The 15,149-nt window shown below is 62.1% G+C and carries 12 protein-coding genes; 6 read left to right on the top strand and 6 right to left on the bottom strand.

The features are described from left to right. Nucleotide 1: 1 nt before the first annotated feature. The 3 genes from trhO to RG836_RS20595 all read right to left on the bottom strand — a co-directional run bounded on the left by trhO (nucleotide 2) and on the right by RG836_RS20595 (nucleotide 1,883). Nucleotides 2-943, bottom strand: coding sequence for an oxygen-dependent tRNA uridine(34) hydroxylase TrhO (trhO, locus tag RG836_RS20605; protein WP_310849014.1), 942 nt, complete (start codon nucleotides 941-943; stop codon nucleotides 2-4). A 103-nt stretch (nucleotides 944-1,046) separates the two neighbouring features. Then, a complete protein-coding gene (locus RG836_RS20600; protein WP_310849012.1) occupies nucleotides 1,047-1,346 on the bottom strand; it encodes a BolA family protein in 300 nt (99 codons plus the stop codon). Between the two features lie 12 nt (nucleotides 1,347-1,358). Continuing rightward, a complete protein-coding gene (locus RG836_RS20595; RefSeq protein WP_054593477.1) occupies nucleotides 1,359-1,883 on the bottom strand; it encodes a DUF2059 domain-containing protein in 525 nt (174 codons plus the stop codon). Between the two features lie 202 nt (nucleotides 1,884-2,085). Between RG836_RS20595 and RG836_RS20590 the strand changes: the two genes are divergently transcribed. Next, entirely contained in the window at nucleotides 2,086-3,480 is a 1,395-nt protein-coding gene (locus tag RG836_RS20590) for a class II fumarate hydratase (RefSeq protein WP_310849008.1), read from the top strand. Nucleotides 3,481-3,595: 115 nt separating this feature from the next. Here RG836_RS20590 and RG836_RS20585 read toward each other — a convergent pair whose 3' ends face one another. Next, nucleotides 3,596-4,555: a DMT family transporter gene (locus tag RG836_RS20585; RefSeq protein ID WP_310849006.1), complete on the bottom strand. Its 960-nt coding sequence runs from the start codon at nucleotides 4,553-4,555 to the stop codon at nucleotides 3,596-3,598. A gap of 199 nt (nucleotides 4,556-4,754) precedes the next feature. Here RG836_RS20585 and RG836_RS20580 point away from each other — a divergent pair, with 199 nt between their 5' ends. Next, the gene (locus tag RG836_RS20580) at nucleotides 4,755-4,958 is read left to right on the top strand and encodes a DUF6316 family protein (RefSeq protein ID WP_310849004.1); all 204 of its coding nucleotides are present in this window, start codon (nucleotides 4,755-4,757) and stop codon (nucleotides 4,956-4,958) included. Between the two features lie 188 nt (nucleotides 4,959-5,146). Here the strand turns inward: RG836_RS20580 and RG836_RS20575 are convergent, their stop codons facing one another. Both RG836_RS20575 and pap read right to left on the bottom strand, forming a co-directional pair. Beyond that, entirely contained in the window at nucleotides 5,147-6,331 is a 1,185-nt protein-coding gene (locus tag RG836_RS20575; protein ID WP_310849003.1) for a thiolase family protein, read from the bottom strand. 110 nt (nucleotides 6,332-6,441) lie between these two features. Beyond that, complete coding sequence (gene pap, locus RG836_RS20570; RefSeq protein WP_310849001.1) at nucleotides 6,442-7,956, bottom strand: polyphosphate:AMP phosphotransferase; 1,515 nt, start codon at nucleotides 7,954-7,956, stop codon at nucleotides 6,442-6,444. Nucleotides 7,957-8,139: 183 nt separating this feature from the next. Between pap and mnmC the strand changes: the two genes are divergently transcribed. The 4 genes from mnmC to RG836_RS20550 all read left to right on the top strand — a co-directional run bounded on the left by mnmC (nucleotide 8,140) and on the right by RG836_RS20550 (nucleotide 15,130). Further along, on the top strand, nucleotides 8,140-10,122 hold the full coding sequence (mnmC, locus tag RG836_RS20565) for a bifunctional tRNA (5-methylaminomethyl-2-thiouridine)(34)-methyltransferase MnmC2/FAD-dependent 5-carboxymethylaminomethyl-2-thiouridine(34) oxidoreductase MnmC1 (protein WP_310848999.1): 1,983 nt from the start codon (nucleotides 8,140-8,142) through the stop codon (nucleotides 10,120-10,122). Nucleotides 10,123-10,306: 184 nt separating this feature from the next. Next, entirely contained in the window at nucleotides 10,307-12,079 is a 1,773-nt protein-coding gene (locus RG836_RS20560; protein ID WP_310848997.1) for an N-acetylglutaminylglutamine amidotransferase, read from the top strand. 3 nt (nucleotides 12,080-12,082) lie between these two features. Continuing rightward, on the top strand, nucleotides 12,083-13,828 hold the full coding sequence (gene ngg / locus RG836_RS20555; RefSeq protein WP_310848995.1) for an N-acetylglutaminylglutamine synthetase: 1,746 nt from the start codon (nucleotides 12,083-12,085) through the stop codon (nucleotides 13,826-13,828). Between the two features lie 111 nt (nucleotides 13,829-13,939). Continuing rightward, complete coding sequence (locus RG836_RS20550; RefSeq protein ID WP_310848993.1) at nucleotides 13,940-15,130, top strand: osmoprotectant NAGGN system M42 family peptidase; 1,191 nt, start codon at nucleotides 13,940-13,942, stop codon at nucleotides 15,128-15,130. Nucleotides 15,131-15,149 lie beyond the last annotated feature (19 nt).

The following is a 15,149-nucleotide window of genomic DNA, read 5'->3' as shown; positions in this document are numbered from 1 at the left end:
TTCAGGCCTCGGTGGATGTTTGCTTATAGTTGTAGCCGATCGGGTGCGGCAGGTTGCGAGCCTTGGCCAGTTCGATCTGCTTCTGCCGGTCGATCGCACTGCGCCGGGTCTTCTCGCTGAGGGTATCCCAGCAGTGCGGGCAACTGATGCCGGCCACGTAATGCTCGGAGGCGCGGTCTTCGACGCTGACCGGTGTGCGGCAGGCATGACACTGATCGTAGTCGCCTTCGCTCAAGTCATGACGCACCGTCACGCGGTTATCGAACACAAAGCAGTCGCCTTGCCATTTGGTTTCTTCCTGGGGCACTTGCTCGAGGTATTTGAGAATGCCGCCCTTGAGGTGATAAACCTCATCGAAACCCTGGCTGAGCATGTAGCTGGAGGCCTTTTCGCAGCGAATGCCGCCGGTGCAGAACATCGCGACCTTCTTGTGCACGGCCGGGTCGAAGTGTTCTTTGATGTAGTCGGGGAATTCGCGAAAACTGGTGGTTTTCGGATCGATGGCGCCTTCAAAGGTGCCGATCGCCACTTCGTAATCGTTGCGGGTGTCGATCAACAGCACTTCCGGGTCGCTGATCAGCGCGTTCCAGTTTTGCGGATCGACGTAAGTCCCGACCTTTTTGTTCGGGTCGACGCCTTCGACGCCCAGGGTCACGATCTCTTTCTTGAGCTTGACCTTGGTGCGGTAGAACGGCTGATCGTCGCAGTACGACTCTTTGTGGTCGATGTCGTCCATGCGCGGGTCGTTCTTGAGCCAGGCCATCAGGCCGTCGATGCCCTCGCGGCTGCCGGACACCGTGCCGTTGATGCCTTCTTCGGCAATCAGCAGGGTGCCTTTGATGCCGTTGTCGACCATCGCTTGCAGCAGGGGCTCGCGAAGGGCGACGTAATCTTCCAGGGTGACGAACTTATACAGCGCCGCCACGACAATCGGTTGAGTCATGGGTGATTCTCCAGGTGGCTACCCTCGTAAGGGGTGAACCGGATGCGAAAAAAAACGCGCCGGGGTGAGCGGCGCGTCGGGGATTCTAGCAAGAAACCTCAGTTCAGTGCTTGCTCCCGCCAGCGCAGGTCGGCGACACGGGGGCCGCGTCGATCTGCGCCCACTCCTCGGGCGTGTAGGTGTGCAGCGCCAACGCATGGAACTCACCCATCAGCTCGCCGAGGGTGCCATAGACTTTCTGGTGACGCTTGACCCGGTTGAGGCCGGCAAACTGCTCGCTGACCACCACAGCCTTGTAGTGGGTCTGCAACCCACGGCTGTGCATGTGGCTTTCGTCCAGCACTTGCAGGTGCTGCGGCTGCAACAGCCCGAGCGTCGATTCAATGCGTTGTTGCATGCTCATGACCGACTCCGCTTAAGGCTTTTTCTTGGCCGGCGCGGCGGCGTCTTTCGGCGTCAGCTCGGCGGTCATGTCAGCCAGCAATTTGTTGACGACAGGCACCGCGCTTTCCAGCTTGGCCTGGGTCATCTGGGCCGATTGCTGAGTCAGTTGCGGCATTTTTTCCAGGACTTTCTTGCCCAGCGGCGACTGGTAGAACGCAACCAGGTCCTTGAGCTCGGATTCGCTGAAATTGGTGGTGTAGAGCTTGACCATGTCCGGCTTCAGCTTGTTCCAGCCGATGGCTTGGTCAAGCGCGGCGTTGGCCTTGGCCTGGTAGGTTTCCAGCAAGGCTTTCTTGGACTCAGGGGCTTTGGTTTGCTCAAAGCGCTGGGCAAACATTTGCTGCACTTGCATGTACACCGGAGTGCCCAGTTTGTCAGCGTGCGCCAGGGTCAGGAAAGCTTCGGCACTGGCGTTGTGGCTGGCGGTATCGGCAAAAACCTGGCCGCTGGCGCAGACCAGAGCAACCGCGGTACAGATGGCACGAAGACGAGTCATCGAGTTTCCTTTTCTAGCAGGCGAGGTAAAACCTCAAGGGGGGCCATTCTGCGCCTAAAAATCCTTGCGGCTCAACCCCTGACCCTTGCCCGGCTTGATTTCCAGGGGGTGAACGGTCAAAAAACAGACAGAGTGAACCCCAGTGGCCGATCAAGGCCTAATCGGCCTAGACTGCGCAATCAGACCAGAAGGAGTATGACCGATGAGCCGTATCGAAACCGACAGCCTGGGCGAGGTTGAAGTCCCGGATGAAGCCTACTGGGGCGCCCAGACTCAACGTTCGTTGATCAACTTCGCCATCGGTCAGGAACGCATGCCCCTGGCGGTGCTGCACGGCCTGGCGCTGATCAAGAAAGCCGCCGCGCGGGTCAATGACCGCAACGGCGACCTGCCCGCCGACATCGCCCGGCTGATCGAACAAGCTGCCGACGAAGTGCTCGCCGGCCAGCATGACGACCAATTCCCGCTGGTGGTGTGGCAAACCGGCAGCGGCACCCAGAGCAACATGAACGTCAACGAGGTGATCGCCGGTCGCGCCAATGAACTGGCCGGCAACGACCGTGGCGGCAAGTCGCCGGTGCACCCCAACGACCACGTCAATCGCTCGCAAAGCTCCAACGACTGCTTCCCCACAGCGATGCACATCGCCGCGGTGCAAGCAGTGCAGCAGCATTTGTTGCCGGCGATCAGCGAATTGTCCGGTGGCCTGGCCGAACTGTCGGCGCGGCATATGAAGCTGGTCAAGACTGGCCGCACTCACATGATGGACGCCACGCCGATCACCTTCGGCCAGGAGCTTTCGGCTTTTATAGCGCAACTGGATTACGCCGAACGGGCGCTTCGCAGCGCGTTGCCGGCGGTCTGTGAACTGGCCCAGGGCGGCACCGCGGTGGGCACCGGGCTCAATTCGCCGCACGGTTTCGGCGAGGCGATCGCCGCCGAGCTGGCGGCGCTTTCCGGGCTGCCGTTTGTCACCGCGCCGAACAAATTCGCCGCGCTGGCCGGGCATGAGCCGCTGACCACGCTGTCCGGCGCGCTGAAAACCCTGGCGGTGACCCTGATGAAAATCGCCAACGACTTGCGCCTGCTGGGCTCGGGTCCGCGCGCCGGTTTCGCCGAAGTGAAGCTGCCGGCCAACGAGCCGGGCAGTTCGATCATGCCGGGCAAGGTCAACCCGACGCAGTGCGAAGCGCTGTCGATGCTCGCCTGCCAGGTGCTGGGCAACGACGTGGCGATCGGCTTCGCCGCGAGCCAGGGCCACTTGCAGTTGAACGTGTTCAAACCGGTGATCATCCACAACCTGCTGCAGTCGATCCGCTTGCTGGGGGATGGGTGCAGCAACTTCCACCAGCACTGCATCGCCGGCCTGGAGCCAGACCCTGCGCAAATGGCCGCGCACCTGGAACGCGGCTTGATGCTGGTGACTGCACTGAACCCGCACATCGGTTACGACAAATCTGCGGAAATCGCCAAGAAGGCCTACGCCGAAGGCCTGACTTTGCGCGAAGCGGCGCTGCAATTGGGTTATCTCACCGATGAAGAGTTCGATGCCTGGGTGCGGCCGGAGAATATGTTGGAGGCTGGGGCCAAGGGCTGAGTGGTTCAGCGCCTGAACGGACTATTTCGCGAGCAGGCTCGCTCCCACAGGGTTTCCGAACACTCGGATTCCAGGTGAGAGCGAGCCTGCTCGCGAATGGCCACGCTGAAGATCCTCAGCCAAGGAGCGCCCTCGCCCGGCGAGCCTTGTACCCGGCCACCAGCGACGGCCCCAACGCCACCAGCGCCGAGCCGACCACCACCAGCACCGCCCCGCCATAACCCAGCGCATTGATCAGTTCGGCGTGCACATACTCCGGCCACCAACTGGCAGCCAGTGCTACGGCACCGAACGTCACCAACGGTGTGATCGCCAGCGTCGCGCTGACCCGTGACGCTTCCCAATGCGCCAGCGCCTCGGCGAACGCGCCATAGGCAATCAGGGTGTTGAGGCAACAGGCCAACAGCAGCCAGCCTTGCAACGGGCTCAGTTGCAGCACCTCCAGCGGATGCACGAACGGCGTCAGCAACAGGCCGCAGAACAGGTAGATCACCATCATCACCTGCAACGAGTTCCACACCGTCAGCAATTGCTTCTGGCCGAGGGCGTAGAAGGTCCAGACCGTGGACGCCAGCAGCACCATCAGCACGCCGGCGGTGTATTGGCTCAGTGAGGTCAACAGCTCGCTCAGGCGTTGATTGAAAAACAGCACGAAACCGATCAACAGCACCGCCAGGCCAATGCCCTGACCGATGCTGAAGCGCTCCTTGAACACAAACAGGCTGGCGATCAGCAACATGATCGGCCCCATCTGCACCACCAGTTGTGCGGTGCCGGGGCTCAGCCGGTTGAGGCCCATCAGGTAGAGCACGTAGTTGCCCACCAGCCCGAGCACCGCCATTACCACCAGCCATCCCCCCTTGGGGCCGAGCACTTTGCGGCTCGGCAGGCGTTTAGTGGCCGCCAGATACAGGAACAGCAAACCGCCGGACACCATCAGGCGACACCAGGTCACGGTCACCGGGTCCATCACCTGCAGCACTTGTTTGAGCTTGATCGGCAGGATTCCCCACAGCACCGCGGTGAGCAACGCCAGGAACATCCCGTACACCCAGCGACCCGATGAAATATGCATGAAAACCCCAGAAGCCCGATTGGCGGAAGTGACCATTCTAGGCACGGTTGACCACGCGACACAGTGACAGTTGGCACTCAGCCGCGATTAACACTGTGCAGGTCGCACCAGGGTGAAGGTATCAACCGTCGATCAGGTCAGCGAGCAAAGCAGCGCATTGGCGCCTAATCTGCCTTGATTGATGAATCAGGAGAGCATCATGTACGGCATGCGCGCCCACGACACCGCCCCCAGCACGCACTTTCGCAGTGACCGGCTGACTCGCATCAACGGCGAACTGTATTTCAGTACCCGGGAAAATACCCTGGAGGGCCCGTTCGACAACCTGGCGGTGGCCGAACGGCAGATTCAGGCTTATATCGAGCGGATGCAGAAGCTCAGCGCCGATAACTCGGCGCGCTGAGTTTCCTCACACCCACAGTGCCTGTGGCGAGGGAGCTTGCTCTCGCTGGAGGGCGAAGCACTCCTGATAGCATTGGCAGCGAGATTTTTGGGTCTGCTGCGCAGCCCAGCGGGAGCAAGCTCCCTCGCCACAAAAGCAAAAGCAGAAGCAAAGCTAACGCCGAGCACAAGCCAGCTCAGATAAGGCCTTTACTTCACCGCCTCAAACAACCCCGTAGCGCCCATCCCGCCGCCAACGCACATGGTCACGATGCCATAGCGCAGGTTGCGCCGTTGCAGTTCGCGCACCAGATGGCCGACCTGACGTGAACCGGTCATGCCGAACGGGTGGCCGATGGAGATCGAACCACCGTTGACGTTGTATTTGTTGTTATCGATTTCCAGGCGATTGCGCGCGTACAGGCACTGTGAGGCGAACGCTTCGTTGAGTTCCCACAAGTCGATATCCGCCACCTGCAGGCCACGGGCCTTGAGCAGCTTGGGCACCGAGAACACCGGGCCGATGCCCATCTCATCGGGTTCGCACCCGGCCACGGTGAAGCCCCGGAAGAACGCCTTGGGCTTGAGCCCCAGTTCCAAGGCTTTGTCCAGGCTCATCACCAGCGTCATCGATGCACCGTCCGACAGTTGCGAGGAGTTGCCAGCGGTCACGGAACCGTCCTCGGCAAACACCGGCTTCAACCCGGCCAGGCTTTCGTAGGTGGTGTCCGGGCGATTGCAGTCGTCGCGATCCACCACGCCATCGAGGATCTGCACCTGGCCGGTGGCCTTGTCCTCGACCCGGTACTTGACCGTCATCGGCACGATTTCGTCGTCGAACAATCCGGCAGCTTGCGCTTGCGCCGTGCGCTGCTGGCTCTGCAGAGCGTAACGATCCTGGTCTTCACGGCTGACGTTGTAGCGACGCGCCACCACCTCGGCGGTCTGGCCCATCGGGAAATAAATGCCCGGCACCTGCTCCTTGAGCAGCGGGTTGATCAGGTTATCGGTGTTGACGCTTTTCATGGTCAGGCTGATCGACTCGACGCCACCGGCGACGATGATGTCGCTGCAGCCGGAGGCGATCTGGTTGGCGGCGATCGCGATGGCCTGCAGGCCCGACGAGCAGAAGCGGTTGAGGGTCATGCCGGCGGTCCCGGTGCCCAGTTGCGAGAGCACTGCGACGTTGCGCCCAATGTTGTAACCCTGGGCGCCTTCGTTGGAGCCGGCGCCGACAATGCAGTCTTCGACGCTGCTGGGGTCGATGCCATTGCGCGCCAGCAACGCATTGACGCAGTGGGCCGTCATGTCGTCCGGACGGGTCTGGTTGAACTTGCCGCGAAAGGACTTGGCCAGGCCGGTCCGCACGCTATCGACGATCACCACTTCACGCATGACAGGCACCTCATTGTTGTTATCGACTGAAAGTGCGACCGAGGATAAATCCGCCGGCTGATCGCTCGCGACAATCATTCACCCCGCGTATGCGCCAACATGCCGACCGATCACGACTTACCCTTCTTGCCTTTCTTCTTGTGCTTGGCAAATGCCTCTTCCAACGCCCGGTTGATAGTGCGCAGGACCTTGATCCGCGCCCAGCGTTTGTCGTTGGCTTCCACCAGGGTCCACGGGGAAATCTCGGTGCTGGTGCGATCGACCATGTCGCAGACGGCGAGCCGGTAAGCGTCCCACTTGTCGCGGTTGCGCCAGTCGTCTTCGGTGATCTTGAACCGCTTGAAAGGGATTTCTTCTCGCGACTGAAAGCGTTCCAGTTGCGTCTGCTTGTCGATCGCCAGCCAGAACTTGACCACGATCACCCCGGCGTCGGAAAGCTGCTCCTCGAAATCATTGATTTCCCCGTACGCGCGCAGCCAGTCCGCCGGTGGGCAGAAGCCCTCCACCCGCTCGACCAACACCCGGCCGTACCAGGAACGGTCGAACACGGTGAACTTGCCCTTGGCCGGAATGTGCCGCCAGAACCGCCACAGATAAGGTTGCGCGCGCTCTTCTTCGGTGGGCGCGGCAATCGGCACGATGCTGTACTGGCGCGGATCGAGCGCCGCCGCCACCCGGCGAATCGCCCCACCCTTGCCCGCCGCGTCATTGCCTTCGAACACCGCAATCAAGGCGTGCTGGCGCATGCGCTTGTCGCGCATCAAACCGGAAAACCGCGCCTGCTCGGTAATCAGCTGCTCCTCGTAATCGTCCTTGTCCAGGCGCTGGGTCATGTCCAGATTGCCGAGCAGGCTGATCTGGTCGACATCGACCGGCAACGGCGCGGCGCTGACTTTGTCCGGGTTGACCTTGGGCCGCTTCAGCGCTGCTTGCAGGCCTTCGAGCAAAATCTTGCCCACGGTGAGGCTGCGGTAATGCGGATCGACGCCTTCAATCACGTGCCACGGCGCATAGTCACGGCTGGTGCGGCGCAATACCCGCTCGCCGTATTTGACGAATTTGTCGTAGGTGTGCGACTGCTGCCAATCCAGCGGGCTGATGCGCCAACTGTGCAGCGGATCATCGGCCAGGGCCTTGAGCCGAGCCTTCATCTGTTTCTTGGACAGGTGGAACCAGAACTTAAAGATCAACGCGCCTTCATCGCACAGCATCTGCTCCAGACGCTCGGACTGGTTAATCGCCTGGTCCAGCACCGGGTCCTTGAACAAGCCGTGAACCCGGCCTTGCAGCATCTGGCTGTACCAGTTGCCGAAAAAGATGCCCATGCGCCCCTTGGCCGGCAGCATCCGCCAGTAGCGCCAGGCCGGCGGCCGGGCCAGTTCTTCATCGGTCTGCTGGTCGAAGGTACGCACCTCGATCAGGCGCGGGTCCATCCACTCATTGAGCAGCTTGACCGTCTCGCCCTTACCGGCGCCTTCGATGCCATTGATCAGGATGATCACCGGGAAACGCCCTTGTTGTTGCAGCTCGAACTGCGCGTCGAGCAAGGCCTCGCGTAACGCCGGAACGGCGGCTTCAAAGGTTTCTTTGTCGATGGCGTGACCGATTTCGGCGGATTCGAACATGAACAACTCCCTGGGTGGATGGACCAAGCCTAGCGGATTGGGCAGGGCCGCAGCGCAGAAATTCCGTTCGCGGTTGCTCGCGCACTGTGTCGCACGCGGGCAGCCCCTCACCTGCCACGCTTCACGACAAGCACCAGCGCTTCGATCAGCTAGAATGGCCGCCTTGTTGTTTTCGAGCCTGCCATGAACCCTGAACTGCCCCACGCCCAACTCGACTGGGACGACCAAGGTCGCCCGTATTCGCGGGTGTTCGACGATGTGTATTTCTCCGATCAGTCCGGTCTGGAGGAAACCCGCTACGTGTTCATCGAACAGAACCAGCTGCAGGAGCGTTTTGCCGCGCTGCCTGCCGACGGGTGTCTGGTGATTGGCGAAACCGGTTTCGGCACGGGGTTGAATTTTCTCTGCGCCTGGCAGTTGTTCGCCGCCCACGCGGTTGCCGGGGCGCGGCTGCACTTTGTCAGCGTGGAAAAATACCCGCTCAGCGCCCCTGACCTGCGACGAGCCCTGGCATTGTGGCCGGAACTCAAGCCCTTCGCCGATCAATTGCTGGCGCAGTACGTGGCGATTCATCCGGGTTTTCAGCGGCTGATGCTGGACAACGGCCGCGTGACCCTGACGCTGTTGATCGGCGACGCACTGGAGCAATTGCCGCAACTCGACGCGCACATCGACGCCTGGTTTCTCGACGGTTTCGCCCCGGCGAAAAACCCCGAGATGTGGACCGCCGAATTGTTCGCCGAACTGGCGCGGCTGGCGGCGCCCGGCTCGACCATCAGCACCTTCACCAGCACAGGTTGGGTCCGGCGCTTGCTCAACGCCGCCGGTTTCAAGATGAAGCGCACCCCGGGCATTGGCCACAAGTGGGAAATCCTGCGTGGCACGTTCCTCGGCTGGCCCGTCGACGCGCCGCCACCGCCTGTCGTCAAACCCTGGTTTGCCCGCCCGCCGCGGCCGCGTGGCGAGCGGCGCGCGCTGGTGATTGGCGCAGGCCTCGCGGGCTGTGCCAGTGCCCATACCCTGGCAGTGCGCGGCTGGCAGGTCAGCCTGCTGGAACGCCACGGTGCTGTGGCGCAGGAAGCCTCGGGCAACCCGCAAGGGGTGCTGTACCTGAAACTTTCGGCCCACGGCACGGCGTTATCGCAATTGATCGTCAGCGGTTTCGGGCACACCCGGCGCCTGCTCGAACGATTGCAGCGCGGCGTCGATTGGGATGCCTGCGGTGTCTTGCAGTTGGCATTCAATGGCAAGGAAGCCGAGCGCCAGGCGCAGTTGGCGGCGGCGTTCCCCGCTGATTTGTTGCACCTGCTGGATCGACCCCAGGCGCAGCATCAGGCCGGCGTCGGTCTGGCCCACGGCGGCCTGTTATATCCCGAGGGCGGCTGGGTGCATCCTCCCGCGCTGTGCCAATGGCAGGCGTCGCAAGCCAATGTGCAACTGCTGACCCATCGCGATGTGCTGGACCTGCGCCAGGTCGACGGTCAGTGGCAGGCGTGGGACGGCGACAGCCTGCTGGCCAGCGCCCCGGTGGTGATCCTCGCCGGGGCCGCCGAGATCCAGCGTTTCCCCCACAGTGCCGAGTTGCCGCTCAAGCGCATTCGCGGGCAAATCACCCGTTTACCGCAGACCGCCGGTAGCCAGGCACTCGCCACCGTGGTGTGCGCCGAAGGCTACGTGGCGCCCGCACGCATGGGTGAACACACCCTCGGCGCCAGTTTCGATTTCCACAGTGATGACCTCACACCGACCACCGCCGAACACCAGGGCAACCTGGCGCTGCTCGAAGAAATATCCGCCGATCTGGTGTCGCGCCTTGGTGCCGATCATCTGGAACCCGAACACTTGCAGGGCCGCGCAGCATTCCGCTGCACCAGCCCTGACTACCTGCCGATCGTCGGGCCGCTGGCCGACGGCGCGGCATTCAACCTGGCGTATGCCACCCTCGCCAAAGATGCACGGCAAGTGCCGGACACCTCCTGCCCTTGGCTGGACGGGTTGTACGTCAACAGCGGCCACGGCTCACGGGGTTTGATCACCGCACCGCTGTCCGGCGAACTGCTGGCGGCCTGGCTCAACCACGAACCGCTACCCCTGCCCCGCAGCGTCGCCGAAGCCTGCCACCCGAACCGTTTCGCCCTGCGGCGTCTGATTCGCGGTAAGCCATAACGTCCGCGTTCCCTCTGTACCCCCTTCCCTCTCAGCGTCATGGCCAATGCCGACGCTGAACGCCCGCCGACTTATAACCGATCGTTCTAAAACTACCCGCTACGCAGTGGGTCAGTTTCTGAGTACCCGCCGCCTCGCGCGGCCACGATTGACCCTCCCCAACGGAAAAACCGGTAAGGATTTTATGTGCGGATTAGCTGGCGAATTACGTTTTGACTTTCAACCTGCCGACCTCGCGGCGGTTGAACGAATCACCCACCATCTGGCGCCACGGGGCCCGGATGCCTGGGGCTTCCATGCTCAAGGGCCGATTGCCCTGGGCCATCGTCGCCTGAAAATCATGGACTTGTCGGACGGTTCGGCGCAGCCGATGGTCGACAATCAACTGGGCTTGTCCCTGGCTTTCAACGGCGCGATTTATAACTTTCCGGAATTGCGTGCCGAACTCGAAGCGCTCGGTTATGCATTTTATTCCGGCGGCGACACCGAGGTGCTGCTCAAGGGTTACCACGCCTGGGGCGAAGCACTGCTGCCCAAACTCAACGGCATGTTCGCCTTCGCAATCTGGGAGCGCGACGCCAAGCGTCTGTTCATCGCCCGTGACCGCCTCGGCGTGAAACCGCTGTACCTGTCGCGGACCGGCCAACGTCTGCGCTTTGCCTCGGCATTGCCGGCGTTGCTCAAGGGCGGCGACATCAATCCGATCCTTGATCCGGTCGCGCTCAATCATTATTTGAATTTCCACGCCGTGGTCCCGGCCCCGCGCACCTTGCTGGCGGGCATTGAAAAGCTGCCGCCGGCCACTTGGATGCGCGTTGAAGCGGACGGCACCACTGAGCAGAAAACCTGGTGGACCCTACCTTATGGCCCGCGTGAAGACGAGCTGAACCTGACCCTCGAAGACTGGCGCGACCGGGTGCTCGACAGCACCCGCGACGCGGTAGCCATTCGTCAGCGTGCAGCGGTGGATGTCGGCGTGCTGCTCTCGGGCGGCGTCGATTCGAGCCTGTTGGTGGGTCTGTTGCGCGAAGTCGGCGTAGAGAACCTGTCGACTTTCTCCATCGGTTTCCAGGATGCCGGCGGCGAGCGCGGGGATGAATTCCAGTATTCGGATTTGATCGCCAAGCATTACGGCACCCAGCACCACCAATTGCGCATCGATGAAAAAGAAATCATCGAGCAACTGCCAGCGGCGTTCCGCGCGATGAGCGAGCCGATGGTCAGCCATGACTGTATTGCCTTCTATCTGTTGTCCCGCGAAGTGGCCAAGCACTGCAAAGTGGTGCAGAGCGGCCAGGGCGCCGATGAACTGTTCGCCGGTTACCACTGGTACCCGCAAGTGGATGGCGCGAGCGACCCGTATGCGGCGTACCGCGAAGCCTTTTTCGACCGTAGCTACGACGACTATGCCGCCACCGTGCAGCCAAAATGGCTGACCGCCAATGACGCCGCCGGCGACTTCGTGAAGGAACATTTCGCACAGCCGGGCGCCGATGCCGCGGTGGATAAAGCCCTGCGCCTCGACAGCACCGTGATGCTGGTCGACGACCCGGTCAAGCGAGTCGACAACATGACCATGGCCTGGGGCCTGGAAGCGCGGACGCCGTTCCTGGACTACCGCCTGGTGGAACTGTCGGCGCGGGTGCCAGGCAAATTCAAACTGCCGGACGGCGGCAAGCAAGTGCTCAAGGAAGCCGCGCGTCTGGTGATTCCGAGCGAAGTGATCGACCGTAAAAAAGGCTATTTCCCGGTGCCGGGTCTCAAACACCTGGAGGGCAATACCTTGAATTGGGTGCGCGAATTGCTGCTGGATCCGAGCCAGGATCGCGGCCTGTTCAACCCAGCCATGCTCGATCGCTTGCTGACTGACCCGCAAGGCCAACTGACACCGTTGCGCGGTTCGAAACTGTGGCAACTGGCGGCGCTGAACCTGTGGCTCAGCGAACAAGGAATTTGATTGATGAAACCCCATGCTACGGCTTTCAGCCAACGCTTGTTACGCGGCCAGGCGCCGACGTACGAACGCCTGCAAGCACGTTTCGCCGAAGACGGCAGTGAACCGGGCGCCACGCCCATCGCCGTGCATTGCGGCTGGGGCCGATTATTGATCGGTCACACCTTCCCCGACCCGGCCAGCCTGGCCGCCGAGTTGCTCAACGAGCAGCCCGGCGAACGCGATATCGCGTTATACGTCGCCGCGCCACAGCAGATTCTCGGCCTGGAACCGGCCCAGTTGTTCCTCGATCCGTCGGACACCTTGCGTTTGTGGTTCAGCGACTATCGCCAGGCTACCCGGGTGTTTCGCGGCTTCCGCATCCGCCGGGCGCAAAGCGACAGCGACTGGCAGGCGATCAACCATCTGTACCAGGCGCGCGGGATGTTGCCGATCGATTCGAGTCTACTGACCCCTCGTCACCTGGGCGGGCCGGTGTACTGGCTGGCGGAGGACGAGGACAGCGGCGCGGTGATCGGCAGTGTCATGGGCCTTAATCACCACAAGGCGTTCAACGATCCGGAAAACGGCAGCAGCCTGTGGTGCCTGGCGGTTGATCCGCAGTGCTCGCGCCCCGGCGTGGGCGAAGTGTTGGTGCGGCACTTGATCGAGCATTTCATGAGCCGTGGCTTGAGCTACCTCGACCTGTCGGTGCTGCACAACAACCAACAGGCTAAAAACCTCTACGGCAAGTTGGGTTTTCGCAACCTGCCGACCTTTGCCATCAAGCGCAAAAACGGCATCAACCAGCAGTTGTTCCTCGGTCCCGGGCCGCAAGCGGATTTCAACCCTTACGCACGGATCATTGTCGAGGAAGCCCATCGCCGGGGTATCGACGTGCAAGTCGACGATGCCAAGGCCGGGATGTTTACCCTCAGCCATGGCGGGCGCCGGGTGCGTTGCCGCGAGTCCTTGAGCGATTTGACCAGCGCGATCAGCATGAGCCTGTGCCAGGACAAAAGCCTGACCCATAAGGTCCTGAAAGCCGCCGGCCTGAATCTGCCGGCGCAGCAACTGGCGGGCAATGCCGACGACAACCTCGGTTTTCTCGACGAGCACCAGCGGATTGTCGTCAAGCCACTGGATGGCGAACAGGGCCACGGCGTGGCGGTGGATCTGCGTGACATCGACGAGGTGCAGCAAGCGATCGAAGCCGCGCGTCAGTTCGACAGCCGCGTGTTGCTGGAAAGCTTTCACGAAGGCCTCGATTTGCGGATTGTGGTGATTGGTTTTGAAGTGGTCGCGGCGGCGATTCGCCGGCCAGCGGAAGTGGTTGGCGATGGCCAGCATTCGATTGGCGCGTTGATCGAGGCGCAAAGTCGGCGACGCCAGTCGGCCACCGATGGCGAGAGCAAGATCCCGCTGGACCACGAGACCCAACGCACGTTGCACGCAGCGGGTTACGACTACAACAGCATTCTGCCAGCCGGCGAGCACTTGTTTGTGCGGCGCACGGCGAACCTGCACACCGGCGGAATTCTGGAAGATGTCACGGCGATCCTGCACCCGACCCTGGTCGATGCCGCCGTGCGCGCGGCGCGGGCGCTGGACATTCCCATGGTCGGTCTTGACCTGATGGTACCGGCTGCCGATCAACCGGAGTACGTGTTTATCGAGGCCAACGAGCGCGCCGGGCTGGCCAACCACGAACCGCAACCGACGGCCGAACGCTTTGTGGATTTGTTGTTTCCGCACAGTCAGCCGGCGGTCTGACAGGTCACCGAGCCGGCTCTTCGCCAGCCGGCTCGCGATCAATTTGCCAAGCGCTGCACGTCCACCCTTCTCATCGAAACCATCGGTGTCTTCAACCCATCAGGAGTTTCCATGACCAGCAGAATTCCCGAACCAGACCTGAACTACCTGCAAAAAGTCTTGCTGGAAATGCTCGCCATTCCCAGCCCGACCGGCTTCACCGACACCATCGTGCGCTATGTCGCCGAACGCCTGGAAGAACTCGGCGTGCCCTTTGAAATGACCCGCCGCGGCACCATCCGCGCGACGCTTAAAGGCAAGAAAAACAGCCCCGACCGCGCCGTCTCAGCGCACTTGGACACCATTGGCGCCGCCGTGCGCGCGGTCAAGGACAACGGCCGCCTGACCCTGGCGCCGGTGGGTTGCTGGTCGAGCCGTTTCGCCGAAGGCAGCCGGGTCAGCCTGTTTACCGACAACGGGGTGATTCGCGGCAGCGTGTTGCCACTGATGGCGTCCGGGCATGCGTTCAATACCGCGGTCGATGAGATGCCGATCAGTTGGGATCACGTCGAACTGCGCCTGGACGCCTACTGCGCGACCCGCGCCGATTGCGATTCGCTGGGCATCAGCGTTGGTGATTTCGTCGCGTTCGATCCGCTGCCGGAGTTCACCGAGAGCGGCCACATCAGCGCCCGCCATCTCGACGACAAGGCCGGCGTGGCGGCGTTGCTGGCAGCGATGAAAGCCATCATCGACAGCGGCGAAGAATTGATGATCGACTGCCATCCGCTGTTCACCATCACCGAAGAAACCGGCAGTGGCGCGGCGGCAGCGTTGCCGTGGGATGTCAGCGAATTCGTCGGCATCGACATCGCCCCGGTCGCCCCCGGCCAACATTCAAGCGAACACGCGGTGAGCGTGGCGATGCAGGATTCCGGTGGGCCGTATGACTATCACTTGTCGCGGCATTTGCTGCGCCTGGCCAGCGAAAACGAACTGCCGGTGCGCCGTGACCTGTTCCGCTATTACTTCAGCGACGCGCACTCGGCGGTCACCGCCGGCCACGACATCCGTACCGCCCTGCTCGCCTTTGGCTGCGATGCGACCCACGGTTATGAGCGCACGCACATCGACAGTCTTGCAGCACTCAGTCGCCTGCTGGGTGCCTACATCCTCAGCCCGCCAGTGTTCGCCAGCGATGCGCAACCGGCTCAGGGTTCGCTGGATCGCTTCAGTCATCAGATCGAACACGACGCGCAGATGGAAAGCGATACCCGAGTGCCGTCGGTAGACAGCCTGGTGGGGCAGCGTTCGGACAGTTGAGTGTCAAGCCTGAGGTCGA

It is taken from the genome of Pseudomonas rhizozeae, assembly GCF_031583775.1.
Lineage (GTDB): Bacteria > Pseudomonadota > Gammaproteobacteria > Pseudomonadales > Pseudomonadaceae > Aquipseudomonas.
Note: the sequence above shows the minus strand (reverse complement) of the source record. Positions and strands in the feature narration are given on the sequence as shown.

Bases quoted from the DNA above. Each gene is read 5' to 3' on its own strand.
- pap (WP_310849001.1), bottom strand. From the start codon at position 7,956: ATGTTCGAATCCGCCGAAATCGGTCACGCCATCGACAAAGAAACCTTT.
- mnmC (WP_310848999.1), top strand. From the start codon at position 8,140: ATGAACCCTGAACTGCCCCACGCCCAACTCGACTGGGACGACCAAGGT.
- RG836_RS20595 (WP_054593477.1), bottom strand. From the start codon at position 1,883: ATGACTCGTCTTCGTGCCATCTGTACCGCGGTTGCTCTGGTCTGCGCC.
- RG836_RS20550 (WP_310848993.1), top strand. From the start codon at position 13,940: ATGACCAGCAGAATTCCCGAACCAGACCTGAACTACCTGCAAAAAGTC.
- RG836_RS20600 (WP_310849012.1), bottom strand. From the start codon at position 1,346: ATGAGCATGCAACAACGCATTGAATCGACGCTCGGGCTGTTGCAGCCG.
- RG836_RS20560 (WP_310848997.1), top strand. From the start codon at position 10,307: ATGTGCGGATTAGCTGGCGAATTACGTTTTGACTTTCAACCTGCCGAC.
- RG836_RS20590 (WP_310849008.1), top strand. From the start codon at position 2,086: ATGAGCCGTATCGAAACCGACAGCCTGGGCGAGGTTGAAGTCCCGGAT.
- RG836_RS20580 (WP_310849004.1), top strand. From the start codon at position 4,755: ATGTACGGCATGCGCGCCCACGACACCGCCCCCAGCACGCACTTTCGC.
- trhO (WP_310849014.1), bottom strand. From the start codon at position 943: ATGACTCAACCGATTGTCGTGGCGGCGCTGTATAAGTTCGTCACCCTG.
- RG836_RS20575 (WP_310849003.1), bottom strand. From the start codon at position 6,331: ATGCGTGAAGTGGTGATCGTCGATAGCGTGCGGACCGGCCTGGCCAAG.
- RG836_RS20585 (WP_310849006.1), bottom strand. From the start codon at position 4,555: ATGCATATTTCATCGGGTCGCTGGGTGTACGGGATGTTCCTGGCGTTG.
- ngg (WP_310848995.1), top strand. From the start codon at position 12,083: ATGAAACCCCATGCTACGGCTTTCAGCCAACGCTTGTTACGCGGCCAG.